At 72.2% G+C, this 26,488-nt stretch carries 23 protein-coding genes; 11 read left to right on the plus strand and 12 right to left on the minus strand.

Going from position 1 to position 26,488, the window contains the following annotated elements; all coding sequences use genetic code 11:
- Positions 1–76 precede the first annotated feature (76 nt).
- A complete protein-coding gene (locus ABIA32_RS05700) occupies positions 77–871 on the minus strand; it encodes an enoyl-CoA hydratase/isomerase family protein (RefSeq protein ID WP_370092723.1) in 795 nt (264 codons plus the stop codon).
- The gene (locus tag ABIA32_RS05705) at positions 862–3,024 is read right to left on the minus strand and encodes an acetate--CoA ligase family protein (protein WP_370092724.1); all 2,163 of its coding nucleotides are present in this window, start codon (positions 3,022–3,024) and stop codon (positions 862–864) included. Before ABIA32_RS05705 ends, ABIA32_RS05700 begins: the two co-directional genes overlap by 10 nt.
- Before the next feature lie 144 nt (positions 3,025–3,168).
- On the opposite strand from ABIA32_RS05705, the gene ABIA32_RS05710 reads away from it, so the two are divergent.
- The 4 genes from ABIA32_RS05710 (at position 3,169) to ABIA32_RS05725 (ending at position 6,444) form a co-directional block, all read left to right on the plus strand.
- A complete protein-coding gene (locus ABIA32_RS05710; RefSeq protein WP_370092816.1) occupies positions 3,169–3,624 on the plus strand; it encodes a DoxX family protein in 456 nt (151 codons plus the stop codon).
- A gap of 13 nt (positions 3,625–3,637) precedes the next feature.
- Positions 3,638–4,060 (plus strand): Zn-ribbon domain-containing OB-fold protein, encoded by a 423-nt coding sequence (locus ABIA32_RS05715; protein WP_370092725.1) that lies wholly within the window; start codon positions 3,638–3,640, stop codon positions 4,058–4,060.
- A 453-nt stretch (positions 4,061–4,513) separates the two neighbouring features.
- Positions 4,514–5,386 carry a L,D-transpeptidase family protein gene (locus ABIA32_RS05720; protein WP_370092726.1) on the plus strand — a complete coding sequence of 291 codons (873 nt, stop codon included), beginning with the start codon at positions 4,514–4,516 and terminating at the stop codon, positions 5,384–5,386.
- A gap of 107 nt (positions 5,387–5,493) precedes the next feature.
- Positions 5,494–6,444 carry a beta-ketoacyl-ACP synthase III gene (locus ABIA32_RS05725; RefSeq protein WP_370092728.1) on the plus strand — a complete coding sequence of 317 codons (951 nt, stop codon included), beginning with the start codon at positions 5,494–5,496 and terminating at the stop codon, positions 6,442–6,444.
- A 16-nt stretch (positions 6,445–6,460) separates the two neighbouring features.
- On the opposite strand, the gene ABIA32_RS05730 is transcribed toward ABIA32_RS05725, so the two are convergent.
- Genes ABIA32_RS05730 through ABIA32_RS05740 form a run of 3 tightly spaced genes read right to left on the minus strand, consistent with a single transcriptional unit; the run spans position 6,461 to position 8,389 of the window.
- Positions 6,461–6,769, minus strand: coding sequence for a helix-turn-helix domain-containing protein (locus ABIA32_RS05730; protein ID WP_370092730.1), 309 nt, complete (start codon positions 6,767–6,769; stop codon positions 6,461–6,463).
- Positions 6,766–7,122, minus strand: a complete 357-nt coding sequence (locus ABIA32_RS05735) for a type II toxin-antitoxin system RelE/ParE family toxin (protein WP_370092731.1) — start codon at positions 7,120–7,122, stop codon at positions 6,766–6,768. The genes ABIA32_RS05730 and ABIA32_RS05735 overlap by 4 nt, the downstream gene beginning before the upstream one ends.
- A 10-nt stretch (positions 7,123–7,132) precedes the next feature.
- Positions 7,133–8,389, minus strand: a complete 1,257-nt coding sequence (locus ABIA32_RS05740; protein ID WP_370092733.1) for an MFS transporter — start codon at positions 8,387–8,389, stop codon at positions 7,133–7,135.
- Between the two features lie 52 nt (positions 8,390–8,441).
- Here ABIA32_RS05740 and ABIA32_RS05745 point away from each other — a divergent pair, with 52 nt between their 5' ends.
- Positions 8,442–9,041, plus strand: a complete 600-nt coding sequence (locus tag ABIA32_RS05745) for a TetR/AcrR family transcriptional regulator (protein ID WP_370092734.1) — start codon at positions 8,442–8,444, stop codon at positions 9,039–9,041.
- Positions 9,042–9,076: 35 nt separating this feature from the next.
- Here ABIA32_RS05745 and ABIA32_RS05750 read toward each other — a convergent pair whose 3' ends face one another.
- The gene (locus tag ABIA32_RS05750) at positions 9,077–10,303 is read right to left on the minus strand and encodes an acetyl-CoA acetyltransferase (protein WP_370092736.1); all 1,227 of its coding nucleotides are present in this window, start codon (positions 10,301–10,303) and stop codon (positions 9,077–9,079) included.
- 121 nt (positions 10,304–10,424) lie between these two features.
- On the opposite strand from ABIA32_RS05750, the gene ABIA32_RS05755 reads away from it, so the two are divergent.
- Entirely contained in the window at positions 10,425–11,651 is a 1,227-nt protein-coding gene (locus ABIA32_RS05755) for an acyl-CoA dehydrogenase family protein (protein ID WP_370092737.1), read from the plus strand.
- Positions 11,648–12,118, plus strand: a complete 471-nt coding sequence (locus tag ABIA32_RS05760) for a nitroreductase family deazaflavin-dependent oxidoreductase (RefSeq protein ID WP_370092739.1) — start codon at positions 11,648–11,650, stop codon at positions 12,116–12,118. The genes ABIA32_RS05755 and ABIA32_RS05760 overlap by 4 nt, the downstream gene beginning before the upstream one ends.
- Before the next feature lie 322 nt (positions 12,119–12,440).
- On the opposite strand, the gene ABIA32_RS05765 is transcribed toward ABIA32_RS05760, so the two are convergent.
- Together ABIA32_RS05765 and ABIA32_RS05770 are read right to left on the minus strand one after the other, a co-directional pair.
- Positions 12,441–13,088, minus strand: a complete 648-nt coding sequence (locus tag ABIA32_RS05765; protein WP_370092740.1) for a TetR family transcriptional regulator — start codon at positions 13,086–13,088, stop codon at positions 12,441–12,443.
- A gap of 91 nt (positions 13,089–13,179) precedes the next feature.
- Positions 13,180–14,583, minus strand: coding sequence for a class I SAM-dependent methyltransferase (locus ABIA32_RS05770; protein WP_370092741.1), 1,404 nt, complete (start codon positions 14,581–14,583; stop codon positions 13,180–13,182).
- A gap of 311 nt (positions 14,584–14,894) precedes the next feature.
- Here ABIA32_RS05770 and ABIA32_RS05775 point away from each other — a divergent pair, with 311 nt between their 5' ends.
- The gene (locus tag ABIA32_RS05775) at positions 14,895–17,183 is read left to right on the plus strand and encodes a serine/threonine-protein kinase (protein WP_370092742.1); all 2,289 of its coding nucleotides are present in this window, start codon (positions 14,895–14,897) and stop codon (positions 17,181–17,183) included.
- Positions 17,184–17,346: 163 nt separating this feature from the next.
- Here ABIA32_RS05775 and galE read toward each other — a convergent pair whose 3' ends face one another.
- The 4 genes from galE to ABIA32_RS05795 all read right to left on the minus strand — a co-directional run bounded on the left by galE (position 17,347) and on the right by ABIA32_RS05795 (position 21,067).
- The gene (gene galE, locus ABIA32_RS05780; RefSeq protein WP_370092743.1) at positions 17,347–18,315 is read right to left on the minus strand and encodes a UDP-glucose 4-epimerase GalE; all 969 of its coding nucleotides are present in this window, start codon (positions 18,313–18,315) and stop codon (positions 17,347–17,349) included.
- A 50-nt stretch (positions 18,316–18,365) separates the two neighbouring features.
- A complete protein-coding gene (locus ABIA32_RS05785; RefSeq protein ID WP_370092744.1) occupies positions 18,366–19,145 on the minus strand; it encodes a polyprenol monophosphomannose synthase in 780 nt (259 codons plus the stop codon).
- Between the two features lie 270 nt (positions 19,146–19,415).
- Positions 19,416–19,877 carry a Zn-ribbon domain-containing OB-fold protein gene (locus tag ABIA32_RS05790; protein WP_370092745.1) on the minus strand — a complete coding sequence of 154 codons (462 nt, stop codon included), beginning with the start codon at positions 19,875–19,877 and terminating at the stop codon, positions 19,416–19,418.
- 47 nt (positions 19,878–19,924) lie between these two features.
- On the minus strand, positions 19,925–21,067 hold the full coding sequence (locus ABIA32_RS05795) for a lipid-transfer protein (RefSeq protein ID WP_370092746.1): 1,143 nt from the start codon (positions 21,065–21,067) through the stop codon (positions 19,925–19,927).
- Between the two features lie 158 nt (positions 21,068–21,225).
- On the opposite strand from ABIA32_RS05795, the gene ABIA32_RS05800 reads away from it, so the two are divergent.
- From ABIA32_RS05800 to ABIA32_RS05810, 3 genes are all read left to right on the plus strand, one after another.
- On the plus strand, positions 21,226–22,803 hold the full coding sequence (locus tag ABIA32_RS05800; RefSeq protein ID WP_370092747.1) for a FadD3 family acyl-CoA ligase: 1,578 nt from the start codon (positions 21,226–21,228) through the stop codon (positions 22,801–22,803).
- A 217-nt stretch (positions 22,804–23,020) separates the two neighbouring features.
- Entirely contained in the window at positions 23,021–24,301 is a 1,281-nt protein-coding gene (locus tag ABIA32_RS05805; RefSeq protein ID WP_370092748.1) for a glycosyltransferase, read from the plus strand.
- Positions 24,298–26,469, plus strand: a complete 2,172-nt coding sequence (locus tag ABIA32_RS05810) for a glycosyltransferase family 39 protein (protein ID WP_370092749.1) — start codon at positions 24,298–24,300, stop codon at positions 26,467–26,469. Before ABIA32_RS05805 ends, ABIA32_RS05810 begins: the two co-directional genes overlap by 4 nt.
- Positions 26,470–26,488: the final 19 nt, after the last annotated feature.

The raw sequence follows: 26,488 nt of genomic DNA on the forward strand, positions 1-26,488 counted from the left end.
GATGACACTTCTTCAGAGCGGAAGAGCGATGGTCGAGCCAAACGGATCACCGCCGAACGGATCACCGCCCGTCGGATCATCGCCCGTCGAAGCGGGCCTCGCGGCGTTCGACGAAGGCGCGGACGCCCTCCTGGGCGTCCCGCGTCGTCATGTTGATCTCCTGCGCGGTCGCCTCCGCCTCGAAGGCCGTCGCCCGGTCGACGTCCAGCGACGCGTTCACCAGCGCCTTCGTCAGCGCGTAGGCCCGCGTCGGGCCGGCAGCGAGCCGCTCCGCCCAGTCCGCGACGGTCTTCTCCAACTCGTCCGCCGGCACGACCCGGTTCACCAGGCCCAGCCGCTCCGCGTCCGGCGCGCGCACCTTCTCGCCGAAGAAGAGCAGCTCCTTGGCCCGCTGCGGTCCGACCAGCCTGGGCAGCAGCCAGGCCGCGCCGCCGTCCGGCACCAGACCGCGCTTCGCGAAGACCTGCACCAACGACGCGCTCTCGGCGGCCACCACCAGGTCGCAGGCCAGCGCCAGCTGCACGCCGACCCCGGCCGCCACCCCGTTGAGCGCGCAGAGCACCGGCTTCTCGCAGTCCAGCACCGCCGCCACCATCCGCTGCACGCCGCGCCGCAGCATCCGCGCCACGTCGCCCGCGGCCCTCTCCCCGCCCGCGCCGCCGCTGAGATCCGCGCCCGAGCAGAACGCCCGCCCGGCGCCCGTCAGCACGACGACCCGGATCTGCGGGTCCGCCGAGGCGGCCTCCAGCTCCGCGATCAGCCGCTCCCGCAGCTCCGCCGTCACGGCGTTCAACGCCTCCGGCCGGTTCAGCGTCAGCCGCAGCAGGCCGGCGTCCCCGCGCTCCACCAGCAACGACGCGCTCACTGACACACCGCCAGTGCGTCCAGCGCGACCACGCCCTTGCCGCGTTCCAGCACCACCAGCGGGTTGATGTCCAGCTCCGCCAGCTCGTCGCCCAGTTCCAGCGCCATCCGCTGCACCTTCAGCACCACGTCGACCAAGGCCTCCACATCCATCGGAGGCAGTCCCCGCACGCCCTCCAGCAGCGGCCAGCAGCGCAGTTCGCGCAGCATCCCGCGTACCTCGTCCTGTCCGAACGGCGGCACCCGGACCGCCGAGTCGCGCAGCACCTCCACGAAGATGCCGCCCATCCCCACCGTCACCGTCGGCCCGAAGGTGACGTCCTGGCCGATGCCGACGACCATTTCGACCCCTGCCTCCACCATCTGGCAGACCAGCACGCCGTCCAGCCGCGGGATGCCCGCCGCCCGCGCGTTGTCGGTCAGCTCGCGGAAGGCGTCCCGTACCTGGCTCGCGCTGGTCAGCCCGACCTTCACCAGGCCCAGCTCCGTCTTGTGCGCGACGCCCGGCGCCGAGCCCTTCAGCACCACCGGGTAGCCGACCACGCCCGCCGCCCGCACCGCGCCGGCCGCACTGGTGACCAGCTGCTCCCTGGGCACCCTGATCCCGTACGCGCGCAGCAGCTGCTTGGCCGCGAACTCGCTCAGCTGCTCCCCGCCGCGCAGCACCCGCTGCGCCTTCACCTTGCCCGCGCAGGCCTCACGCGGGGCCGCGTCGAAGGGGGAGCGGTAGCCGCGCACGAAGTCGTGGTGCTCCAGGTAGGCGGCGACCGCCTTCACGCAGTTGCCGAAGGTGCGGAAGACCGCGACCCGGGAGGATCCCAGCAGCGTCGTCCGGTACGCGTCCTCCGTGCCGAGCGGCGAACCCCAGATGACGCAGACCAGCTTGTCCGTGGTCTCGGCGACCTCGACCAGGTCCTGCGCCAGCTTGTCGCTCATCGGCGGGAACGGCCCGGTGATCGGACAGATCAGCACGCCCACGCTCGAGTCGGCCACGATCGCGTCCAGGATCTTACGACCGCGCCAGTCGCCCACCGGGTGCCCGCCGTTGTCGATCGGGTTGGCGACGCTCAGGTAGTCGGGGATCCACTGGTGCAGCTCGTCCTGCTTGGTCTGGCTCAGCCGGGGCAGGGTGAGCCCGGCCGCGGACGCCATGTCCGCGAGATGCGCGCCGGTCCCTCCGGAGATGGAGTAGACGACGACGCCCTTCGCCTGCGGCGGCTTGGCGCGCGCCAGCAGCGCGGCGGTGTCCTGCAGTTCGTCCAGGCCGTCGACGCGGATCACGCCGTACTGCCGGAAGGCCGCGTCGACCACGTCGTCCGAGCCGGTCAGCTTGCCGGTGTGGGACTGCGCCATCCGCGCGCCCTCGTCGGTGCGGCCGACCTTCACCGCGACGACGGGCACGCCGCGTCGCGCGGCGTGGTCGGCGGCGAGCAGGAAGCCGCGGCCGTCCTTGATGCCCTCGATGTAGGCGGCGATCGCGCCGATCTCGGGCTGGTCGGCGAACCACTGGACGAAGTCGGCGACCTCCAGGTCGGCCTCGTTGCCGGTGGGCGCCCAGTGGCTCAGCCGGATGCCGAGCTGCTGGAGGGTGAAGAGGGGCCGGCCCTGGTGGCCGCTCTGGGTGATCAGCGCGACGGCCGGTCCGGTCAGGTCGTCGCGGAACCGCTCGAAGGCGTTGAGGTTGGTGTTGGGACCGAGCAGCCGCAGCCCGGTGGGCGCGTCCGCGATCAGCCGCTCCAGCTTGCGCTGCGCCTCCCGCCCGCTGTCGCCGGTCTCGGCGAACCCCGAGGCGAAGGCGACGGCGAACTTCACCTTGGCCTCCACCAGCTGTGGCACGACCGCTGCCGGGTCCGCCAGCAGGATCACCGCCAGGTCGATCGGGCCCTCGCCGGGCGCGGTCGGGATGGACGCCAGGTCCGGGTAGCAGGGCTGCCCGTCGACCTCCTGCCGTCCGGGGTTGACCGCGTGCATCCGCGCACCGACCCGCTCCGACCAGGCCCGCAGTTGGCGGGTGATCCCGGTGTTGGGCCGTCCTTCCGTGTCCGAGGCGCCGATCACCGCCACGGCGGCGGGGCGGAAGAAGCGGTCCAGATCGACCGTGCGCGGGCGCAGGGGCCGGCCGCTCACGTCGGTGTCGGTGTCGCTGTCCGTGTCCCGCATGGCTGCTCCTCCGATCCTTGCTGACGAGAAAATCTGACGTACCATCAGATTACTGTTGGGGCAGCTTGGCAGGAAGACGTAAAACTGACGCATCGTCAGTCAATCGGCACGGGGGCTGGAGAGGAGTGACCGCGGGTGCAGACAGTGCACACCTACGGATTGTCGGCGGGGGAGTCGTTCGCGGTGCTCCGCATAGGCCTGGGGCTCTGGTGGCTGGAGAGCTGGCGCCACAAGGACAAGAAGGGCTGGCTGCAGCGCTCCACCGGCATCGACTGGGCCAAGGGCGTCGCCGCCCGGCACCGCTGGGGCTTCGTCCGCACGTCCTTCGACCGGATCGTCGCGCCGCGGCCGAAACCGATGGCGTACGTCGTCGTCTTCGCGGAGCTGGCGCTGGGGCTCGGGCTGACCTTCGGGCTGCTCAGCCCGATCGCGCTGGCGGCCGGCCTGCTGCTGAACCTTCTCTACTTCGTGCTGATGATCCACGACTGGGCCGAGCAGGGACAGAACCTGATGATGGCGCTGGTCTCGCTGGTCTGCCTGCTCGCCGCGAGCTGGCAGTGCTGGTCCCTGGACCACGCCTTCCACCTCTTCGGCGCGTGAGGAGAACCCACCCGTGACCGCGATCCCCCGCACCGACCTGCCCGAGCCGGACGCCTTCACCCAGCCCTACTGGGACGCCGCCGCCGAGGGCCGCCTGCTCCTCCGCCGCTGCGACGCCTGCGGCCGCGCGCACCACTACCCGCGCGAGTTCTGCCCGTACTGCTGGAGCGAGGACGTCCACTGGGAGCAGGCGAGCGGCCGGGCCACGCTTTACACCTGGTCCGTCGTCCACGCCAACGACCTCCCACCCTTCCGCGAGCGCCTGCCGTACATCGCGGCGGTGGTGCAGTTGGCGGAGGGGCCGCGCCTGATGACGACGCTGGTGGGATGCGATCCGACGGAGCTTCAGGTGGATATGCCGGTCATCGCCGACTTTGCGGCTTTCTCTGCGGCGGACGAGCCTGGACCCCTGGTGCCGGTCTTCAGCGTGCAGTAGTCAGTTGCAACACCTCGGGGGCGCGAGGAACTGCGCGACAAGCCACCCACGCGCGGATGGCCCTGCGCACTGAGGACCATCCGCACGCCGGTGGTTTCTCGCGCAGAGCCTCGCGCCCCTGGAGGTGCCGGGCGACCCAGGTATGACTGCGCGACACCCCGTGAGTGTTGCTGTGAGCCACCTGTGACCTTAGACACATCGAGTGATGCGCACGCGAAGCGCTCCGACGCACCGGTCGGCCGAGGTCCGCGCTGGCAGGCCCGGCGTGTCGACGCTGACTGCGGCTCAATTCCACTCGGTTTACTGCACGCCGTTGCGGTCCCGCATCACTCGATGGGGGTACCGTGGCGCGGGTGACGCCTGCACAGAAGGGTGCCGGTGTACGACCCGAAGGGTGGCAGCGCAGCGGCTTCACGGTCCGCGTCACGTCGATCACCTGCGAGGATCCCCCCTATGGCCAGCCACGCCCGAACCAGCTCAGCCCCCCGGCTCACCCGCGCGCAAGCGCGTGCCGCGGCCCGTGCCAAGGCCAGGCGCAAGCGCCTGGTGCGCACGAGCTTCCTCGGGGTCGGCTCGGTCGCGGCGGTCGCGGTCATCGCAGTGGCCGGATTCCTGAACCCGCACCACGCCGGCGGCGCAGCCGCCCAGGCGGATCCCGCGGCCACCCCCGTCGCCGGCCGTACCGGGCAGGGCGACGCCTCCCGCTCGGTCGACCGCGCCACTCCCGCCGCCGCGCTCAAGCAGCTGCCGGGCCTCGGCGCGGGCTTCGCCGCCAAGGTGCCGAAGAGTGCGCAGCAGGTGCTGCTGGTCACCGGCAAAGCCAAGGACCAGAACACCGGCACGGCCGTCCTCTATACCCGCACCGCCGACGGCAGCTGGATCGCCGGAACGGCCTGGGCCTCGCGCAACGGCAAGGACGGCTGGACCACCGACCACCACGCCGGCGACCTGCACAGCCCGATCGGCGTCTTCAGCCTCACCGACGCCGGCGGCCTCGACGCCAACCCCGGCACGAAGCTCCCCTACACCCGCTCCTCCGCGTTCCAGGCGCCGGGCACGGGCTTCGAGGGCGAGTCGCTCCAGGACGCGTTCGACTACGTCGTCGCGATCAACTACAACCACGTTCCAGGCACCTCGCCGCTGAACGGCCAGCGCCCGATGGGCGCCTCGCGCGGCGGCGGCATCTGGGTCCACGTGGACCACGGCGGCCCGACGCACGGCTGCGTCGCACTGTCGAAGGCGGACATGGCGGCGCTGCTGCGCGCGCTGGACCCGGCCAAGCACCCGGTCATCGTCATGGGCGACGCGGCATCACTTTCGCAGTGAACTGACCCCGCCAGGGGCACGGTTTGTCCAGGATCTACAGCTCCTGCCTGCTTATCCTGTGCCGAGTCGCCCCCGAAGACCGGCCGGTAACCGGCTTGAGTGGTCTCATGACAGGTTCCCGCATCGTCGCTCTGGGCCACTACCAGCCGTCCAAGGTGCTCACCAACGAGGATCTCGCGACTCTGGTCGACACCAGCGACGAGTGGATCACCTCCCGCGTCGGCATTCGCAGCCGGCACCTCGCCGCGCCGGACGAGACCGTGGCCGACATGGCGGCCCGCGCCGCGGAGAAGGCGCTCGCGGCGAGCGGCTTCGACGCCGAGAGCGTGGACCTGGTCGTCGTCGCGACCTGCACCGCGATCGACCGCAGCCCCAACACCGCCGCCCAGGTCGCCGCCCGCCTCGGCGTCCCCGCTCCGGCGGCGTTCGACATCAACACCGTCTGCTCGGGCTTCTCCTACGCCCTGGCCACCGCTGACCACGCCCTCCGGGCGGGCGCCGCGCGCCGGGCCCTGGTCATCGGCGCGGAGAAGATGTCCGACACCGTCGACTGGACCGACCGCACCACCTGCGTGATCTTCGCGGACGGCGCGGGCGCGGCGATCCTCGAAGCCACCGGCCCCGGCGAGACCCCGGGCGTCGGCCCCGTCGTCTGGGGCTCGGACCCGAGCAAGGGCGACGCGGTCAGGATCGACGGCTGGGACCCGACCATCAGCCAGCAGGGCCAGACCGTCTTCCGCTGGGCGACCACGCAGATCGCCCCGATCGCCCTCCAGGCCTGCGAGCGCGCCGGCGTCCGCCCGGACGAGCTGGCCGCCTTCGTCCCCCACCAGGCGAACCTGCGCATCATCGACGCCATCGCGGGCAAGCTCGGCCTCTCCGACTCCGCGGTCATCGCCCGCGACGTCGTCGAATCCGGCAACACCTCGGCCGCCTCGGTCCCGCTCGCCCTCTCCAAGCTCGTCGAACGCGGCGAGATCCCCTCCGGCGCCCCGGTCCTCCTCTTCGGCTTCGGCGGCGGCCTCGCCTACGCCGGCCAGGTCGTCCGCTGCCCCTGAGCGGCGACTCGAGGGCTCACGCGCTTCGGGCGTGCTCCACGAACTCGACGCGCAGGTCCAGGTCAAGTGCGTCCGCCAGCCGCTCAAGCAACGGCAGAGTGGGGACGGTTCCGCCGGCCTCGAAGCGTGCGACGGCCGACTGGGTCATGCCGGCCAGGCGGCCCAACTCGCTCTGGGACAGTCCGCGCTCGCCGCGACGCAGCCGCACGGCCTCGCCGAGCTCGAAGCGGAGGCGAGTTGCGGCGTATGCCTCATCGATTTCGGGCGTGTTCGGGCGGGCGCGCCGGGCATCGGCGAGGCTGGTCCTGCGATCGGAAGCGGTCATGGCTGCAGCTCCTCCTCGTCGACTGAGTGGGCCTCGCTCAGGCAGATCTTCAGCGCGCGCCGAGCTCGCTCCACCTCTTCGCGTTCGCGCATCCTCGTCTTGACGAACACGGTCAGCATGATGATTCTCCGCCCTGAAGCGATCCAATAGCTGATACGCGTGCGTTCGCCCCCGCAGTAGAAGCGGAGTTCGCGGAGCTTGCGGTCAAGCTGCCGTGTGTACGGCTCGCCGAGCAGGGGGCCGCGCTCTTCGAGCAGGTCCAAGTGCATGAGTGCTTGCGCCCAGCGTCCATCGTCGAGCGAGGCCAGCCACTGTGCGACCTCTGGTTCCAGTTCCACGGTACCCCAGCCCATAGCGCAGATGCTATGGCCGTGCGGCCGTGCCGGATCCTTTCTGCTGCGTGGGGATCACCCGGGGGAGTGAAGGTTTCGGCGGCGCGGGCGCGGGAGACCTCAGCGGTACCAGCCAGGCGATCAGGAGAAGCGCTGCGCCGACGAAGAAGGTTGTGCGCAGCGTCGTCGCGTGGGCGAGCAGACCGGCCGTGGCGGCGCCGAATGCTCCGGCACCGGCGGCCAGCATCTGGTAGGCCATGGTGACCCGGCCGAGCAGCGCGTTCGGGACCAGGTTCTGGCGCAGCGTCACGGCTGTCGTGTTCCACGCGATGTTCGCCAGGCCGTAGCCCGCGACCGCGGCGCCCGCCGTCAGACCGTTCCTGGCCAGGCCAGCGCCGACCGCGGCGGCCACCACACCGAGGAGGCTGATCCGCAGCAGCCGCGGCGCGCCGATCCTGGCGGCGAGGCGGGGTGCGAGAAGCGCGCCCGAGACGCCGCCGATGGCGAAGGACGCGGTCAGCAGTGCGTAGCCGAGCCCGCTGAGGCCGAGGGTGTGCCGGGCGTAGAGGACCAGGATGGCGATCAGGCCGATGCCGACCAGGTTTCCGACTGCGGCCACCAGGCAGAGATTGCGCAGCAGGGGATGGCGGGCCAACCAGCGGACCCCCTCGGCGATGTCGCCCCGCAGACCGTGTGGTCGCTCCACCGGCGAGCCGGCTTCCGGTCGGTAGCCGCCACGCAGCAGGAAGACGAGTGTCGCGGCGATCGCGAAGGACCCGGCGTCGACGGCGAAGGGCAGTGCGGCGGCGAGTCCGAAGAGCACCGCAGCCAGCGGCGAGCCGAGCAGCGTGTCCGTGATCAGCGCGCTCGCCTGGAGCCGCCCGTTCGCCCTGCCCCGCAGGTCGGCGGCAACCAGGTCCGGCACCAGCCCGTTCCAGGCGGCGGCGTAGGCGGTCTCGCCGCAGCCCAGCAGGAAGCCGGTCCCCGCGAGCAGCGGAACGGAGACCGCGTGGAGTGCCACGGCGAGGGCGATCCCCGCCGCGATCAGGGTGCGCGCGGCGTCGGCGATCCACAGGATCCGCCGCCGGTCGAGCCGGTCGGCGAGAACGCCTGCGGGCAGCGCAGTCAGCAGCCAGGGCAGCTGTTCCGCGAAGGCGACCAGGGCGACCTGTCGCGGATCGCTCGTCAGGCTGGCCGCGAGCAATGGCAGCGCGATGAAGCGGACGCCGTCGCCGAGGCTGGATACGGTGACTGCGGCCCAGACGAGGCCGAAGCGGGAACCAAACATGAACTAGAATCTGGTTCAGGTTTCCTTCTTTGTCAAGAGGACGGTGGGCGTGGTGGCGGGTGAGGTTCGGGAGCCGCAGCAGGCGCGGAGCCGGGAGAAGTACGCCCGGATCCTGGCGACGACGGCGCGACTGCTGGAGACCACGCCCTACGACGAGTTGGGCACCAAGCTGATCGCGGCGGAGGCGGGGGTCTCGGTCGGCGTGCTGTACCGCTTCTTCCCGGACAAGGAGGCGATCGTCGATTCCTTGGTCCGCGGCTGGCTCGACCGCGACCTCGCGATCGTCGCCGAGGCGACCTCGGCCCCCGTGCCGTCGAAACCGCGCGAGCTCGTCGAGCGGCTGCTGGCGGCCTACGCGGAGCGCTTTCGCGCCGAGCCGGGATACCGAAAGGTCTGGTTCGAGGGTCCGTGGGTGGCGGGGCCGGCCGGGAGGGAGACGAACCGGTTCATCGCCGAGCGGATCCACGCCGTGCTCGTCGCCGAGTACGGTGTGCCGGATGACGAGAGCCGCCGCCGCCGGTCCTGGCTGGCGGTCGAGACAGGCTCGTACCTGCTGGGCCTCGCCTTCCGCGAGGATCCGGAGGGGGATCCGGTGCTGTTGCGTGAGGCCGTGCGGATGATCGAGGTCTACCTGCTCGCTCCGGAGGACTGAGCGGCGGTCAGCGGCCCAGGATCGGCGCCCCGGGATCAACGCCCCAGGATCAGCGTGCCCGAGGAGCAGAACCAGCCGCCCGTGCCGCTGACCAGTGCGAGCTCCGGTTCGCCGGGGACCTGACGGTCGGCCGTGTGGCCGCGGCGCAGCTGGCGGACCGCCTCGACGATCAGGAAGAGCCCGCGCATGCCGGGGTGGCAGGCGGAGAGGCCGCCGCCGTCCGTGTTGGTCGGCAGTTCGCCGTCGCGGAGGAGGCGGCCCGCCTTGGCGTCGACGAAGGCGCCGCCCTCGCCCTTCGCGCAGAAGCCCAGGTCCTCCAGGGCGACCAGCGGCATGTAGGTGAAGGCGTCGTAGAGCTGGGCCATGTCGATGTCCGCAGGGGTGACCCCGGCCCGCTGGTAGGCCAGCCGGCCTGAGGTCGCGGCGGGGGAGACGGTGAAGTCCTCCCACTCCGACATCAGGCTGTGGCTCAGGTATTCGCCCGTGCCCAGCACCCAGACCGGGTCCCGCGCCGTGTCCGGGACATAGTCCTCCGCCGCCAGCAGCACCGCGCAGCCGCCGTCCGAGCGGATGCAGCAGTGCAGCTTGGTGAAGGGGTCGGCCATCATCGGGCCGGCCAGCACCTCGTCCACGGTGATCGGCTCGCGGTACATCGCGTCCGGGTTGCTCGCGGCATTCGCCCGCGCCTGGACCGCGACGCCGGCCAGCTGCTCCAGCGTGGTGCCGTACTCGTTCATGTGGCGGCGGGCCGCCATCGCGTACTTGGCGATCAGCGTGTGCCCGTAGGGCGCCTCGAACTGGAGCGGGCCGCGCGCGCCGAGGGCGATGCCCGCCGTGCGGCGGCGCGCCTTGAGGTCGGCGCGAGCGGTGGAGCCGTAGACCAGCAGCACCGCGTTGGCATGGCCGGCTGCGATCGCGTCGACCGCGTGCGCGGCCATGACCTCCCAGGTGGAGCCGCCGACGGAGGTCGAGTCCGTCCAGGTGGGCCGCAGGCCCAGGTACTCCGAGACCTCCACCGGTGCGAGGATGCCGAGCCCCGCCGAGGCGACGCCGTCGATGACGTCCTTGGACAGCCCCGAGTCGGCGAGCGCGCGGCGCGCGGCCTGCGCGTGGAGCTGGAACGGCGTCGCCTCGTCCACCCGTCCGCAGTCGCTGAGCGCGACGCCGACGACGGCCACCCGGCGGCGGCGCGACGCGTCGTCGGGGACCGGGTGACGCAGACGGCCGACCGTGTCGGAACCCGGAGTACCAGCAGCAGTCATAAATCTGACGGTACATCAGATTTGCCCCGCGCGCCCCTGTGCGTCGTCTCCGCCGCCTCCTAGTATGACGAACCGTCAGCTGTTGCGAAGCCACTGCACCGTGCGAAGGCCAGGAGGCGGCATGGATCCCGCGCTCACCCAGGAACAGGACGAGATCGCCCGCGCGCTGCGCGACGCGCTCGCCAAGCAGGCGGGACCGGACGAGGTCCGGGCAGCGGCGGCCTCGGCCGCCGGCTACGACCCTGAGCTGTGGCGACGCCTCGCCGAGCAGCTCGGACTGGCCGGGCTCTCCCTGCCCGAGTGCCACGGCGGCACCGGACTCGGTCCGGTCGAGCTGGCGCTCGCCTGCCAGGAGGCCGGGCGTGTGCTGCTGCCCTCGCCGCTGCTGGCCAGCTCGGTACTGGCGGCCGGGGCGATCACCGCCTGCGGCAGCGCGGCACAGCGCGAGGAACTGCTGCCCCCGCTCGCCTCCGGTGCGCGCACCGCCGCCCTGGTCCTGCCCGGTACCCCCGCCGTCGCACTCGGGTTGGTGCCCGCCGCGGACCCCGGCCTCCCGCCGGGCGACGTCCCCGCGGGTGGCGGCCGCGCCGGAGGGATCCAGGCCAAGCCCGCCGCGGACGGGCTCTGGTCCCTCTACGGCGAGGCCGAGTACGCGCTGGACGGCGCCCGCGCCGACCTGCTGGTCGCGGCCGCGCACGCGGGCGGCTTCCCGCGCAGCCGCACGGTGCTCCTCGTCCTCGACGGCGCAGCCCCCGGGGTGCACCGCGAGCGCAGCGCGGGCATCGACCAGACCCGCAGCGTCGGTCGCGTCGAACTGCGGGACGTGCTCGCGCGCCCCCTCGGCGACCCGACGCTGGACGCCGGCCCCGCGCTGGCCAGGCTGGGCCGGGGAGCCGCGGTCGCCCTCGCGGCGGAGGCGGTCGGCGCGGCGGCGCAGACGCTGGCACGAACGGTGGAGTACGTGCAGGTCAGGCAACAGTTCGGCCGGGCGATCGGGTCCTTCCAGGCGGTCAAGCACCGGCTGGCCGACGTCTACGTGGCGGTGGAGACGGCCCGTTCCGCGACGCTCTACGCCGCCTGGTCGGCCACGGTGGACCCCGACCAGCCCGTCCCGGCGCTGCTGGCACTGGCCCACGCGCTCACCGCCCAGCGGTCGGCGGCAGCGGAGGCGATCCAGCTGCACGGCGGCATCGCGATCACCTGGGAACACGACGCCCACCTGTACTTCAAGCGCGCGGCGGCGGACGAACTGCTCTTCGGCCCCCCGCATCTGCTGCGCGCGAAGGCGGCGGAGCTGGCGGGCGTGCTGACCGGATCGGTGACGGCGGGCGTGGAGGAGAAGCGATGAAGGTCATGGAGAGCGTGATGCAGAAGGTCTCGTCGACGCCGACCTTCGCGAAGATCGCACCGAGGATCGTGCCCCGGCTGGACAAGGCGGTGCATCGTCTCAGCGGCGGGAAGTTCATGCTGAGTCAGTGGATGCTGCCGTCGCTGTTCCTGACGACGACGGGCCGCAAGAGCGGCGAACCGCGGACCACCCCGCTGGCCTGCCTGCCGCAGGGGGAGGCCTTCCTGGTCATCGGCAGCAACTTCGGCCGCACCTCCCACCCGGCCTGGACGGGCAACCTGCTCGCCGACGCGGAGGCGACCGTGGACCACCGCGGCAAGGTCCGGAGCATGCGCGGGCGTCTGCTGTCGGGCGAGGAACGGGCGGACGCGTGGGCCGCGCTCCTGCGGATGTGGCCCCCGTACGCGACGTACCAGGCCCGGGTGGACCGGGAGATCCGGATCTTCAGACTGGAACCGAGGAGTTAGTGGCAACACCTGGGGGCGCGAGGCTCTGCTTGATCAACTGCGTGCGCGACAAGCCACCCTGTTCGGATGGTCCTCAACGCGCAGGGCCATCCGCACACGGTGGTTTCTCGCGCACGCAGTTGATCAAGCAGAGCCTCGCGCCCCCAGATAGTGCAACAAAAGGAGGGCGACACCCGTCGGGTCATGAGACGGATGCCGCCCTGGCGGGACGGAGCGCGGAGGCGCTGGGCGTACCTCCCCCGAGGCACAGCCCGCGTTCAGGCCGGCGGACAGGCGACCGGGCCCGCGGCTCCGTAAGTGGGGGTGAAGCTGAAGCCGGAGGCTACTTCGGCGGCTTCTTGCCGGTCATGCCGAGGTAGACCAGCAGGGCCAGGTTGGGTCCGAGTTCCTTGGCCTTGACGCCCCAGGAGTCGAAGCCCTTCTGGTGCTCCGCGACGGCGGCCAGCATGGCCACCAGGGAGCCGGCGATGGCCGGTGCGCTGACCGACTTGTCCGCCTTGCCAGAGGCCTGCATGGCCTTCAGGGAGTCCGTGAGTGAGTTGGTCACGGCGTTGAGGATCTTCATGCGGATCTTGAAGAACCGCTTGTCCCCTTCCGCCGCGCCCAGCGTCACGACACGGAGGATGGCCTCGTTGTCGCGCCAGAACGAGAGGAAGCCGTCGACCAGCTCCTCTGCCGTCTGGTAGCCGGCTTTGCCGACCCACGACTTGTCGGCGACGAGGTCCTTGAGACCGGCGCCGTCCTTGGCCATGTCATCCGCGATCTCGAGGACAGCGCCCTCGACGTCGGGGAAGTACTGGTAGAAGGTTGCGGGGGAGGTACCCGCCATCCGGGCGACGTCGATGACCTTGACGTCCCGGTAGGGCGACGTGCCGAGCATTTCGCGGAGGCAGTCGAGCAGCTTCTGCCGCGTCGCCTGCCCGCGCCGCCCGGCGACACGCCCATCGACGGTGCGAACTTGTCCTGTCATGCCGTCAGTTTACCGTGGCATGATCGGGGCGCTATTCGGCGGGAAATGTGAATGCTCCGTCAGGCTGACAGGCCCTCTGCTGCGCCCTGTTTCAGGTCGCCGTCGGCCCCTCCAGCCAGGCCCCGCGGCTGAGCGGCAGTCCACTGCCGCCGTCCGGGCCGGTTCTGACGGCCAGGACCTGGTTCACGCCGATCCTGTTCTCCTCGAAGGCCAGCGCCGAAGCGGCCATGTAGAGCCGCCAGACCCGGGCCCTGCCCAGGCCCACCAGCTTCACCGCCTGGGTCCACTCCTCCTGCAGATTGGCCACCCAGCGCCGCAGCGTCAGCGCGTAGTGTTCGCGCAGCGACTCCACGTCGCGGACCTCGAAGCCGGCCTCCTCCAACAGGGTGACGGTGCTGCCCAGCGGGGCGAGCTCGCCGTCGGGAAAGACGTACGCCGCGATGAAGGGGCTGAGCCGGTAGCGCTCGCCGGGCATGTCCGGGCGGCGGGCGATCTGATGGTTGAGCAGCCGTCCGCCGGGACGCAGCAGCTCACGCAGGGTGGCGGCGTAGCGGCGGTACTGGGCCGAGCCCACGTGCTCGGCCATCCCGATGCTGGAGATCGCGTCGAACGGGCCGTCATCGACCTCGCGGTAGTCCTGCACCCGGACCGTCAGCCGGTCCGTCAGCCCGGCCTCGGCGATCCGCTCGCGCGCGCCGCGCGCCTGCTCGGTGGAGAGGGTGATCCCGACGCCGGTGACGCCGTAGTGGCGGGCGGCGTGCAGCAGCAGCGAGCCCCAGCCGCAGCCCACGTCGAGCAGCCTGGCCCCCTCGCCGAGCAGGTGCAGGCCCAGCTTGCGGCAGACCAGGTCCAGCTTGGCCTCCTGCGCGGCCTCCAGCGTCGTCGTCCCCGGGGGCCAGTAGGCGCAGGAGTAGACGAGGGAGGGGCCGAGTACCAGCCGGTAGAAGTCGTTGCCCACGTCGTAGTGGTGACTGATCGCCGCCCGGTCGCGGCGCAGCGTGTGCACCGAGCCGCGCGGGCGGCGCGCCTCCTCCGGCGGGATCGGCGGGCGCGGGCCGAACACGCCCAGCCGGGCGGCGGTGCCGACCAGGCGGCGTCCCTGCGGCCCGACCAGCGTCCGTGGGCTCGGGCGCAGCGAGAGCTCGGGGCGGGCCTCGGAGAGCCGGCCGAGGCGACGCAGCAGCTCGTAGAACTCGGCGTCGTCGTCCGGGGTGCCATCTCTGCCGAACAGCGCGGTCTCGCCGGGCAGCGCAGTCTCGCCGGACAACGCAGTCTCGCCGGGCAGTGCGATGTCGCCGGAGACGTAGGCACGGGCCAGGCCCAGCTCGTTCGGGGCCCAGAGCAGGTGGCGCAGGGCGCGGCGGTTGGCCAGCGCCAGGACGGGCGCCTCGGGCGGGCCCGCCTCCGCGTTGTCCCAGGTGCGGACGCGGAACGGCGGCTCCGCACCGAGCAGCTCCGTCAGCAGCGTGCGAAGGGCCTGGGCACTGTCGCTCATCACGGCTCCTCGGAGGTCGCCGGGTGTCAGGTACGAGGTGTCAGTGGGGGATGCTCTGCTCACAATTTAGGACGCGTCAGCTCGAGTCGGGGGGATTCCCGCGCATTCTGCTGCGCGTCGCCGAAGTCGACCGGCGACGAAGGTGCGGCGGACGTGCGGCGGACATGTGGAGAGACCGGCGCGGTTTCGTTGCCGGGTTGTGGCTGATGTCCCGCGCGATGCGTTGGCCTGTGGGGTGCTCCGGCATGGACAATCAGAGCTGCGCCTCCCTGCGGGGGGCGTTTGTGACCCAACGGGGAGGTGCTGAGGACGTGGACCAGCTGACGGCGCACGATCCCAGGCGGATCGGGCCCTTCGAGGTGCTGGGCCGGCTCGGCGCGGGCGGGATGGGCTTGGTCTACCTGGCGCGCTCCGCGGCGGGGCGCCGGGTCGCGATCAAGACGGTGCGGGCGGAGCTGGCCGAGGACCAGCTGTTCCGGGTGCGCTTCGCCCGCGAGATCGCGGCGGCGCGGACGGTGAGCGGCTTCTACACGGCCGCCGTGGTCGACGCGGACGCGGACGCGGCGGTGCCGTGGCTGGCCACCGCCTACATCCCGGCGCCCTCGCTGGAGGACCTGGTCACCGACTGCGGCCCGCTGCCGGTCGGCACGGTGCGCTGGCTGGTCGCCGGGATCGCGGAGGCGCTGCAGTCGATCCATGCGGCGGGTCTGGTGCACCGGGACCTGAAGCCGTCGAACGTGCTGGTCACCGAGGACGGCCCGCGCGTGATCGACTTCGGCATCGCGGCGGGCGTCTCGCACACCCGCCTGACCATGACGAACGTGGCCGTGGGCACCCCGGCCTACATGTCGCCCGAGCAGGCGCGGGACAGCCGCGGCGTGAAGGGCGCCTCGGACGTCTTCTCGCTCGGCTCGCTGCTGGTCTACTCGGCGACGGGCCACGCGCCCTACCACGGGGCGAACCCGGTCGAGACGGTCTTCATGCTGCTGCGTGAGAACCCGGACCTCTCCGGCCTGCCGGAGGAGCTGGCACCGCTGGTCAAGGCCTGCATGCGGCCCGCGCCCGAGCGCCGGCCCTCGCCCGCCCAGATCGCGGCGGAGCTCGGCCCCCACCTCTACGCATCCGGCGACGGAGGCGAGAGCGACTCCGGCGAGTGGCTGCCGCCGTCGGCGCTCGCCCTGATCGACGCGAAGCGCGGCCGCCGCACCCCGCCGCCCCCGCCGTCGGCTCCGCCGGTCGTGCGGCAGGAGGAGGCGCGGACGGCCTCGCCGGCGATGGTGCGGCTGCCCGGCGTCGACGCGCCGATCGGGCCCGGGGTGCGGGTTCCGGTCGGCCGGCCGGCCGAGCCGGTGACCCCGCCGACGACCGGCTGGGTCCGCCGCGGCGCGCACGCGGCGCCGGTCGCGTCCATGGCGCCGATTGCGCCGCCTATTGCACCGCCAGTCGCTCAGCCGGCTGCCCAGCCCGTTGCTCAGCTGGTGGTGCCCTCGCCGGCGACGAGCCCGGAGGCGCCGTGGCGGCCGTGGCGGTTCCGGATGTCGCACGACGTCTGGGGCTCGCCCCTGGTCGCGGACGGCGTCCTCTACGTCACCAGCTTCGAGGTCCACGCCCTCGACATCGCCAGCGGTCGGCGTCGGTTCCGTACCGGCGACGTCGCCTGGGCACTGGCCGTCGCGGACGGTCGGGTGCACGCCGCCGACGGCCCGAACCTGTTCACGCTCCAGGCGACCGACGGCGCCGAGCGCTGGCGCGTCTCGGTCGACGCCTGGGTCTACGCCCTGGACGCTGCGGGCGGCGCGGTCGTCGCGGGGACCCGTGGCGGCGGAGTGCAGGTGCGCTCCGCGATCGACGGCAGCGAGATGTGGCAGGCGAAGGACGCTCAGCAGGACTACGAGAACGCGGCCTCCGGGCCGTGCGTGATCGGCGACACGGTCTACTACTACGGCGGCGGTCGGCTCCGCTCGGTCGAGTTGACGACCGGGCAGCTCCAGTGGACGGTCCCGCTGGGTGAGGACGTTCCGTCACGTCCGGTGCCGCACCGGGGTGTGCTGTATGTCTGCAACGGCACACGGGTCCTCGCGCTGGACGAGGCGACAGGCGTCGAGCGGTGGCGCTTCGACGCGCCGGTCGTGCTGTTCACCCCGCCGGCGGTGAGTGACGACGGCGTCTTCGTCGCCGACTACCTCGGCACGGTCTTCGCGCTCGACCCCGCCACGGGCGCGGTGCGCTGGCACGCGCGGACGGGCGGCCGCCAGGGCGCGGACCCGGTGGTGCTGGCCGCGGACACGGTGCTGGTCAGCAGCGGCGACACGGTCTTCGCCTTCGGCGTGCGCGGTGGCTCGGAACGCTGGCGCTACACCACCCGTGGCGAGCTGACCGGCGTCCCCGCGTCGGCGGGCGGCCTCGTCCACGTCGGCAGCCGCGACCACTCCCTGCACACGCTCGACCTGGCGACAGGCCGACTCCGCTGGAAGCTGGACACCGGCGGCGAGATCACCGGCTCCCCGGTGGCGGCTGACGGCCGCGTCTTCGCCTGCAGCAAGGACCACTGCGTCTACGCCCTCGACGCCGCGCGGGGCACGGCCACCAACCGCGACTGAGCGCTCTCGCGCCTACGGGCAGTTGCACTACCTGGGGGCGCGAGGAACTGCGCGACAAGCCACCCACGGAGCTGGTAGGCCGAACGCGCAGGGCCATCCGCACAGGGTGGTTTCTCGCGCACGCAGTTGATCAAGCAGGGCCCCGCGCCCCTGGAGGGTGCAACTACCTGCGGGAGCGCCACGCGGACCAGGCGGAGGTGATCATGTCGGAGACGTCGAAGCGGGCCTTCCAGCCCAGTTCGCGGGCGATGCGGTCGGCCGAGGCGACCACCCGGGCCGGGTCGCCCGCTCGGCGGGGCGTGACCACGCCCGTCGCGTCCAGGCCGGTGACCTCGCTGATGGCGTCCAGGATTTCGCGGACGGAGACGCCCTCGCCGCGGCCGATGTTCAGGACCAGGTCCGTCGAACCGTCCGCCGCGTCCGTCAACCGCCGCACCGCGGCGACATGCGCTTCCGCCACGTCCGCGACATGGATGTAGTCGCGCACGCAGGTGCCGTCCGGTGTCGGGTAGTCGTCGCCGAAGATGCGCGGCGGCTCTCCCGCGTCCAGGCGCTCGAAGACCATCGGGATCAGGTTGAAGACGCCGGGGTCGCCCAGCTCGGCCGTCGCCGCGCCCGCGACGTTGAAGTAACGGAGCGACACCGTGCCGATGCCGTGAGCCCGGCCGACCGCCCGGACCAGCCACTCGCCGACCAGCTTCGTCTCCCCGTACGGGCTCATCGGCTCGCACGGGGTGTCCTCGGTGACCAGCTCCACGTCCGGCATGCCGTAGACCGCCGCCGAGGAGGAGAACAGGAAGCTTCGGACGCCGGCCTCCGCCGCCGCCTCGAGGACCACGCGCAGGCCCTCGACGTTCTCCCGGTAGTACCGGAGCGGCTCCTGCACCGACTCGCCGACCTGCTTCTTCGCCGCGATGTGCAGCACGCCGGTCACGGCGTGCTCGCGCAGCGTCGCGTCCAGCAGGGGTCGCTCCAGCGTCGAGCCGGTGATCAGCGGCACGCCCGCGGGCAGGCGGGCGGCGTCGCCCGTACTGAGGTCGTCGAGAACGACCACGTCGTGGCCGGACGCCACCATCGCGCGGACGACGTGAGCTCCGATGTAGCCGGCACCACCGGTGACAAGCCAGGTCATGCAGCCACTCTAGCGAGCCCGACGCGCGCCTCAGGGCGCGCTGTGCAGGGTCACCCCTGGCGTGAGCGCGCCCGCAGCCGCAGTCGCCACGGCACGACCGCCGACTCCAGCTGGACCGCGAAGCTCATCTTGGACTCGCCCGCGCGCCGCTCCTCGAAGCGGATCGGGACCTCCATCGCGCTGAACCCGGCGTGCACGGCCCGGAACTTGAGCTCGACCTGGAAGCTGTAGCCGGCGCTCTCGAGGGAGTCGAGGTTGACCGCGCGCAGCGTCTCCGCGCTCCACAGGTTGAAGCCCGCGGTGATGTCGCGCACCCGCGTCGAGAGGATCATGCCCGCGTAGGCGTTGGCCCAGCGGGAGAGGAGGCGGCGGTGCCAGCCCCACTCCTCCGCCAGCTCGCCGCCGGGGACGTAGCGGCTGCCGACGACGAGGCCGGCGCCGGTCGCCAGCGCGGTGCCCAGCATCTGCGGGATCGCCCCGGCCGGGTGGCTGCCGTCGGCGTCCATCTGGATGACGTAGCGGGCGCCCTCCTCCACGGCCAGCGACATGCCGGCGGCGTAGGCCTTGCCCAGGCCTTCCTTGCCCTTGCGGTGCAGCACGCTGATCCGCGGCTTACCGTCGAGCAGGTGGGCCAGCGCCAGCTTCTCGGCGAGTTCGCCGGTGCCGTCGGGGCTGCTGTCGTCGACGATCTTGAGGTGAAGACCGGGCAGATCCAGGGCCATCACCTGGTCGACCGTCGCTTCGAGACTGCCGATCTCGTTGTACGTCGGCATGACGACGGTGACCGGGGTCTGCGCCCAGTCCTCGGGCAGAGTGGCGGGCTTGGTCACTGTGGCTCCTGCTGGTCCTGAATCCGGCCGGTTCGACCGCGCGGGGGACAAGGGCACGGACGACGTTGCACTTTATTCGATGGAAGCAGACAGGTGGGCCGCGGGGAGCCAAGTTCACCACGAGGAAACGCACTGTTCTCGCCCAGAATGCACCGCAGTGGCTTCACCCGGATGGACGAGGGTTCCCGTGGCCCCCGGTTGACCTGTTCCGGTCTGCGCCGGCCAGTCACCGGCTCGGTCAGCCACCGACTCGGTCAGCCAGTGCCGCAGTCAGCCACTGCACAGAGCCCAGCGGACGACGGTGACGTCCGGGGTCAGTGCCTGGAAGACCGCCTGGACCGGCGCCCCGATCCGCAGCCGCTGCGGCGGCACCGCGTTCCACGGCGCGTTCGGCCGCCGGGGGGAGGCCGTCAGCGTGCCGACCAGGCGGATCTTCGGGTCCTCGTCCAGTTCCACCACGGCGACCGGATAGGGCGCGCGCTCCGCGTACGCGGGCAGCAGCGGCGGGTGGGCCACCACGAAGGACCAGAGCCGCCCGCGTCCAGACATCTGCCGCCACTCGTCGGCGAAGCTGCCGCAGTGCGGGCAGCAGGGGCGGGGCGGGAAGCGCAGCCGGCCGCAGTCCGCGCAGGCCTGGACGCGCAGTTCGCCGCGGCGGGTGTACTCCCAGAAGGGTTCGCCGTCGTCGTCGGGCCACGGCAGCAGCAGTCCGTCCGCGGTCATGGTGTCCATCGGCATTGCCTCCTCGGGCTTCGGGTGCCGGGCTTCGGGTGCCGGGGTCAGGCGCGCAGCAGCAGGGCCGAGGTGGGTACGCCCTCGCCTGCGGTGACCAGGCAGGTCGCGGCGTCCGGCACCTGCGCGGTGGAGGCGCCGCGCAGCTGCTTGACGCCCTCGTTGATCAGGTTGAAGCCGTGTACGTAGCCCTCGGAGAGCCCGCCGCCGCCGGTGTTGACGGGCAGGCGGCCGCCCAGCTCCAGCGCGCCGCCCTCGGTGAAGGCCGCGCCCTCGCCGCGCCCGCAGAAGCCGTAGCCCTCCAGCGAGAGCGGGATCAGCGGGGTGAAGGCGTCGTAGATCTGCGCGACGTCCACGTCCTCCGGTCCGAAGTCCGCGGTCTTCCACAGCTGGCGCGCGGCGGCCCAGGAGGGGCCGGTCAGCGGGTCGTCGTTCCAGTAGTTGACCATCCCGTGGTGCTGGGACGGCAGACCCTGGGCGACGGAATGGAGGTAGACGGGTTTGCGGCGGCAGTCGCGGGCGCGCTCGGCGCTGACCACGACGCAGGCGAGCGCGCCGTCCGTCTCCAGACAGTTGTCGTAGAGGCAGAGCGGCTCGCTGATCCAGCGCGCGTCCATGTACATCTCGCGGGTCAGCGGCCGGTCGTACATGATCGCGTCCGGGTTCTGGTTGGCCCGGTTGCGGCAGGCGAGGGCGACGTTGAAGAGGTGGTCGCGGGTGGCGCCGTGCTCGTGCATGTAGCGGCGGGCCAGCATGCCGATCTCGTCCGCCGGGCGCAGCAGGCCGAACGGGCGGGTCCACTGGGCCGGGGTCGGCAGCTGCTGCGCGGTGTTGGTCCACGGCCGCTTGCCGCTCCCGCGCTTGCGGCTGCGCCAGGCGACGCCGACGCTCGCCTGCCCGCTCGCCACAGCCATCGCCAGATGCGCCACCGTCGCGCAGGAGCCGCCGCCGCCGAAGCCGGTCCGGGAGAAGAAGGTGATGTCGCCCGCGCCGATCGCCTTGGCCAGCTCCACCTCGTCGGTCTCCTCCATGGTGAAGGAGGCGAGGGCGTCGACCTCGCGCGGCTCGATACCGGCGTCGTCGAGGGCGGCCAGGACGGCGCGGCAGGCGAGGGCCTTCTCCGATTCCTCCAGGTGCTTGGCGAAGCGGGTCTGGCCGATGCCGACGATGGCCGTGCGGTCCTTGAGCATGGCGTCTCCCCATCCGAGGCCGGGGCGTGCGAGCAGGCGGCCAAGATTATCTGACGTGCCGTCAGAATATGCGCCACGGGCCCTTCCGGGAAGGCTGGGGCCAGCCTAATCTGACACTCAGTCATATGCGAGGTCGGGCCGTCGGAAGGGTCGGGGAGATGCGGGCAGACCTGGAGTGGGGCACGATCGCCAAGCTGGTCCAAGAGGCGGGCGCACGCTTCGCGGACCGCGAGGCGGTGGTCGGCCCGCGCACCCGGATCAGCTACGAGCAGCTCGCGCAGCGGGTGCGGCGCGCCGCGGCGGGCGTGATGGCGGCGGGCGTCCGGCCCGGCGACCGCGTCGGGATCTGGGCGCCGAACGCGCCGGACTACGTGGTGGCCGCGCTCGGCGCGGTGAGCGCGGGTGCGGTGCTGGTACCGCTGAACACCCGGCTCAAGGGCGGCGAGGCGGCGGAGCTGCTGCGCAGGACCCGGGCTTCACTGCTCTTCGTCACGGCGAACTTCCTCGGCGTCAGCTACATCTCCGCCCTCAAGGCCGCCGGCCCGCTGCCGGAGCTGCGGGCGACGGTAGTGCTGGGCGAGACCGAGGCGGTGGCGGAGGGGCTGCTGTCCTGGCGCGGCTTCCTCGCGGCGGGCGCGGACGTGCCGGAGCGCGCGGTGCTGGACCGGATCGCGGCCGTGCGGCCGGAGGACCCGGCGGACATCATGTTCACCTCCGGCACGACCGGCCTGCCGAAGGGCGCGGTCACCACGCACGCACAGACCCTGCGCGCCTTCGGCACCTGGGCCGACCTGGCGGGCCTCGCGGAGGGGGACCGCTACCTGGTGATCAACCCCTTCACCCACACCTTCGGCTGGAAGGCGGGCATCCTCGCCGCGCTGATGCGCGGCGCGACGATCCTGCCGCAGCCGGTCTTCGACCCCGAGGCGGTGCTGGCCAAGATCTCCACGGAACGCGTCACCGTGCTGCCCGGCGCCCCGACGGTCTACCAATCACTGCTGGACCACCCGTCCCGGGACCAGCACGACCTCTCCTCACTGCGGCTGGCCGTCACCGGCGCGGCGGTGGTCCCGCTGGAACTGGTCCACCGCGTCCGCGACGAGCTGGGCTTCGCCACGGTCCTGACGGCCTACGGCCTGACGGAGTCCTGCGGCATGGTCACCATGTGCCGCCGGGGCGACGAGCCCGACACGGTGGCGGCGACGTCGGGCCGGGCCATCCCCGGGGTCGAGGTACGGGTGCGCGACGCGGACGGCAAGGACCAGCCCCCGGGCATGCCGGGCGAGGTCCAGGTCCGCGGCTACACGGTGATGCGCGAGTACTTCGAGGACCCGGCGGCGACAACGGACACCTTCACGGACGACGGCTGGCTCCGCACGGGCGACGTGGGCGTCCTGGACGCGGACGGCAACCTGCGGATCACCGACCGGCTCAAGGACATGTACACCGTGGGCGGCTTCAACGCCTACCCGGCGGAGATCGAACGCGTCCTGGCCCGCCACCCGCTGGTCGCGGACTCCGCGGTGATCGGCGTCCCCGACCCCCGCCTCGGCGAGGTCGGCCGCGCCTTCGTCGTCCCCCGGGCGACACCGGCGGACGACGCGGCGGAGGAGCTGATCGCCTGGTGCCGCAGGGAGATGGCGAACTACAAGGTGCCGCGCGAGGTGGTGTTCGTGCCGGACCTGCCGAGGAACGCCCTCGGCAAGGTCCTGAAGGCCGAACTCAGGAGCCGGTAGGGCGTGAAGTCTCTGCAGTCGAGGGAGTTGTACCTCCGGGGGCGCGAGGAACTGCGCGAGAAGCCACCGACGAGCGGATGGCCCTGCGCGTTGAGGACCATCCGCATGCCGGTGGCTTGCCGCGCAGTTCCTCGCGCCCCCGGAGGTCCGAAGGGCCCTAGTCCGCGCCTAAGCACGTCACAGCCCCGGCACAGCGCCACAGCGAAAAGTGCTCGGCATGAGCCATTCGTCCGCGCTGGCGGCACAGCCCGCCCCTCCCGCAGCAGGCCGGGACGGCACCGGCACCCGCACCAAGCTGGTCGAGGTGGTCGTCCCCGTCTACAACGAGGAGCACGTCCTCGCCCACAGCGTCCGCACCCTGCACGCGTACCTACGGGAGAACTTCCCCTACCGCTTCCGGATCACCGTCGCCGACAACGCCAGCATCGACGGCACCTGGCAGGTGGCCAGCGAGCTCGCCGCCGAGCTCGCCGAGGTCCGCGCCGTCCATCTGGACCAGAAGGGGCGCGGCCGCGCCCTGCGCCACGTCTGGGGTGCCAGCGACGCCGACGTCGTGAGCTACATGGACGTGGACCTCTCCACCGACCTGGACGCCTTCCTCCCGCTCGTCGCGCCGCTGCTGTCCGGGCACAGCGACCTCGCGATCGGCAGCCGACTGCACCGCGGCTCCGCCGTCGTGCGCGGGCCCAAGCGGGAGATCATCTCCCGCACCTACAACTTCCTGCTCCGGGCGACCCTCGCCGCCAAGTTCTCCGACGCCCAGTGCGGCTTCAAGGCTGCCCGCACCGAGGTGGCCAAGGCGCTGCTCGCCGAGGTCGAGGACGAGACCTGGTTCTTCGACACCGAGCTGCTGCTGCTCGCCGAGCGCAGCGGCCTGCGGATCCACGAGGTCCCCGTCGACTGGACCGACGACCCTGACAGCCGTGTCGACATCGTCCGGACGGTCAAGGACGACCTGAAGGGCATGTGGCGGGTCGGCCGGAAGGCCGTCTTCGGGGCGACCAGACTGCCCGTCCCGCCGCGTGTACGGCAGGCGCAGCTGCCCAACGGGATGCGCTGGCAGCTGGCCAGTTTCGCCGTGGTCGGAGTGCTGAGCACGCTCGCCTACCTGCTGCTCTACCTGGCGCTGCGGCAGACCGTGCCGGCCGAACTGGCCAACGCGTTCGCGCTGTTGCTGACCGCCATCGCGAACACCGCGGCCAACCGGCGCTTCACCTTCGGCGTCACCGGCCCGCGCGACGCGCTCAAGCACCAGGTCGAGGGCGGCATCGCCTTCCTGATCGGGCTGGTGCTCAGCACGCTCGCCCTCGCCGTGGCCGGCGTGGTCGCGCCGGGGGCCTCGCACGCCGCCGAGCTCGGCTGGCTGGTCGGCGCGAACGCGCTCGCGACGGTCGTGCGCTTCGTGTTGCTGCGGGCCTGGGTGTTCAACCCCAAGCGTGCGGCCCGGCACACGCGGCAGGCCGAACTTTCCCACTTGAACCAGGAGTTGCACCGGTGAGTGCCCATATCGAAGCCCCGGTGGACACGTCCGCCGTCCGGCCCGGCCGCACCAAGGCCGCACGCCCCCGCTCAGCGCGTTGGGTCAGACCCGCTTACTGGGGGAGTCTGCTGCTCGCGGCCCTGGTCTACTGCTACGGCCTGGGTCAGAACGGGAACGCCAACTCCTACTACGCGGCGGCGGTCCTGAGCGGGACCAAGAGCTGGTCCGCGATGTTCTACGGCTCGTTGGACGCGGGCAACTTCATCACCGTCGACAAGCCGCCCTTCGCACTCTGGCTGATGGAGATCTCCTCCCGGATCTTCGGGTTCGGCAGTTGGCAGATGCTGCTGCCGATCGCGCTCTGCGGCGTGGCGTCCGTCGCCGTGCTCTACAGCGCGGTGCGGCGCAGCTTCGGCGCGGTCGCGGCGACGGTGGCGGCCGTGGTGATGGCGATCACGCCGATCACCGTGGCGATCAACCGTGACAACAACCCCGATCCGGTCCTGGTGCTGCTGACCGTCTCGGCGGCCTGGTTCTGCCTGGAGGCGATCCGGCGCGGCACGCTCTGGCAGCTGGTGGTCAGCGCGGTGCTGGTCGGCTTCGCGTTCAACACCAAGATGCTGCAGGCGTACATGGTGCTGCCGGCGCTCTTCCTGGCCTACGTCTGGGCGGCGCGCGGGGGTTGGCTGCGACGGGTGCGGAACCTGCTGGTCGCTGCGATGGCGCTGGTGGTGTCCAGCGCCTGGTGGATGCTGATCGTCGACTCGACCAAGAACCATCCCTTCATCGGGTCCAGCACGGACGGCACGGTGTGGAACCTGGTCATCGGCTACAACGGACTGCAGCGGGTGCTCGGCGCGGGCGGGGCCTCGGGCGGCTCGGCCGCCGGAAGGTTCGCCGGTGCGGGTGCCAACTTCGGTGGGACCTCTGGCGCTGGACGACTCTTCAACTCCATCCTCGGCGGCCAGATCTCCTGGCTGATCCCGTTCGCGCTCATCGCGCTCGTGGGCGCGCTGGTGCTGCGCGGACGTAGGCCCCGGATCGACATGCAGCGGGCCTCGCTGCTGCTCTGGGGCGGCTGGCTGCTGACGCACTACGTCGTCTTCAGCTTCGCGTCCGGGACCTTCCACCCCTACTACACGACGATGCTCGCGCCGGCCATCGCCGCGCTGACCGGCGCGGGCGGCACGATGCTGCTGCGCGCCCTGCGCTCGCGCTCGCGCCGGGCGGTCTGGGCCGCCGTGCTGCCGGTGGGCGTGGTGGTCTCGGCGGTGTGGGCGGTGGTGCTGCTGCGGCGGACCTCGACGTTCGCGCCGTGGCTCTGGCCGACGATCGCCGTGCTGGCGGCGGCGGGCGTCGTGGCCCTGCTGGTCGCGCGCTTCGGTGCGAGCGCGGCCCTGGCCGCCGTGCGCGGACGGCTGCTCGCCGTCGGCGCGGTGGCGGCGGCGCTCGCACTGGTCGCCGGACCGGCCGCCTACGCGGCGGACACGATGACGTCCGGCGCGGTCCAGGGCGTCAACCCGACGGGCGGCCCGTCGACCGGGGGCGGCTTCGGCGGCGGCATGCCGGGCGGTTTCGGCGGGCGCGACGGCTTCCCCGGCGGCGGCCGGGGCGAGCGGCCTGCGGGCGGCTTCGGAGGCGGGTTCCCAGGCGGGACCGCGCCGGGCGGCGCGGGCGGTGCGGCTGCGGGCGGTGCCGCGGGTGGTGCGGCTGCGGGCGGTGCGGCAGGTGGTGGTGCGGCGGCCGGGAGCGCGGACGGTGGGGCCAGGCGGGCCGGCGGCTTCGGCGGTGGGATGGGCGGCAGCGTCAGCTCGGCGCTCCTCTCCTACCTGGAGAAGAACCAGGGGAACGCGACCTGGATGGTCGCCGTCTCCAGCGCGCAGTCGGCGGCGGAGATGATCCTGCAGTCCGGCGGCAGGCCCGTGATCGGCATGGGCGGGTTCACGGGCTCCGACCCGGCGATGTCCGTGGCCAAGATCAAGTCCTACGTCGCTTCGGGACAGCTCCGCTACGTCCTGGTCGGTGGCGGGGGCGGCCCCGGCGGCGGTCAGGCCAACAGTGAGGCGACCGCCTACGTGACGTCGACCTGCACGGTGGTCAAGGCATCCGAGTACGGCGCCACCACCTCGGCCTCGACGACCAGTACAGACTCGTCCTCGCAGGTTCTCTACGACTGCAAGGCATAGCGAGAGCGGGAAGAAGGTC

The sequence above is a fragment of the Streptacidiphilus sp. MAP12-20 genome (genome assembly GCF_041262525.1).
In the GTDB taxonomy this organism is placed as follows: Bacteria; Actinomycetota; Actinomycetes; order Streptomycetales; family Streptomycetaceae; genus Streptacidiphilus.

Excerpts from the sequence above, each read along its gene's own strand:
- ABIA32_RS05800 (WP_370092747.1), top strand. The coding sequence starts at position 21,226 with ATGCGGGCAGACCTGGAGTGGGGCACGATCGCCAAGCTGGTCCAAGAG.
- ABIA32_RS05770 (WP_370092741.1), bottom strand. The coding sequence starts at position 14,583 with ATGAGCGACAGTGCCCAGGCCCTTCGCACGCTGCTGACGGAGCTGCTC.
- ABIA32_RS05765 (WP_370092740.1), bottom strand. The coding sequence starts at position 13,088 with ATGACAGGACAAGTTCGCACCGTCGATGGGCGTGTCGCCGGGCGGCGC.
- ABIA32_RS05730 (WP_370092730.1), bottom strand. The coding sequence starts at position 6,769 with ATGACCGCTTCCGATCGCAGGACCAGCCTCGCCGATGCCCGGCGCGCC.
- ABIA32_RS05750 (WP_370092736.1), bottom strand. The coding sequence starts at position 10,303 with ATGACTGCTGCTGGTACTCCGGGTTCCGACACGGTCGGCCGTCTGCGT.
- ABIA32_RS05805 (WP_370092748.1), top strand. The coding sequence starts at position 23,021 with ATGAGCCATTCGTCCGCGCTGGCGGCACAGCCCGCCCCTCCCGCAGCA.
- ABIA32_RS05790 (WP_370092745.1), bottom strand. The coding sequence starts at position 19,877 with ATGGACACCATGACCGCGGACGGACTGCTGCTGCCGTGGCCCGACGAC.
- ABIA32_RS05760 (WP_370092739.1), top strand. The coding sequence starts at position 11,648 with ATGAAGGTCATGGAGAGCGTGATGCAGAAGGTCTCGTCGACGCCGACC.
- ABIA32_RS05735 (WP_370092731.1), bottom strand. The coding sequence starts at position 7,122 with ATGGGCTGGGGTACCGTGGAACTGGAACCAGAGGTCGCACAGTGGCTG.
- ABIA32_RS05795 (WP_370092746.1), bottom strand. The coding sequence starts at position 21,067 with ATGCTCAAGGACCGCACGGCCATCGTCGGCATCGGCCAGACCCGCTTC.
- ABIA32_RS05705 (WP_370092724.1), bottom strand. The coding sequence starts at position 3,024 with ATGCGGGACACGGACAGCGACACCGACACCGACGTGAGCGGCCGGCCC.
- ABIA32_RS05740 (WP_370092733.1), bottom strand. The coding sequence starts at position 8,389 with ATGTTTGGTTCCCGCTTCGGCCTCGTCTGGGCCGCAGTCACCGTATCC.
- ABIA32_RS05755 (WP_370092737.1), top strand. The coding sequence starts at position 10,425 with ATGGATCCCGCGCTCACCCAGGAACAGGACGAGATCGCCCGCGCGCTG.
- ABIA32_RS05725 (WP_370092728.1), top strand. The coding sequence starts at position 5,494 with ATGACAGGTTCCCGCATCGTCGCTCTGGGCCACTACCAGCCGTCCAAG.
- galE (WP_370092743.1), bottom strand. The coding sequence starts at position 18,315 with ATGACCTGGCTTGTCACCGGTGGTGCCGGCTACATCGGAGCTCACGTC.
- ABIA32_RS05720 (WP_370092726.1), top strand. The coding sequence starts at position 4,514 with ATGGCCAGCCACGCCCGAACCAGCTCAGCCCCCCGGCTCACCCGCGCG.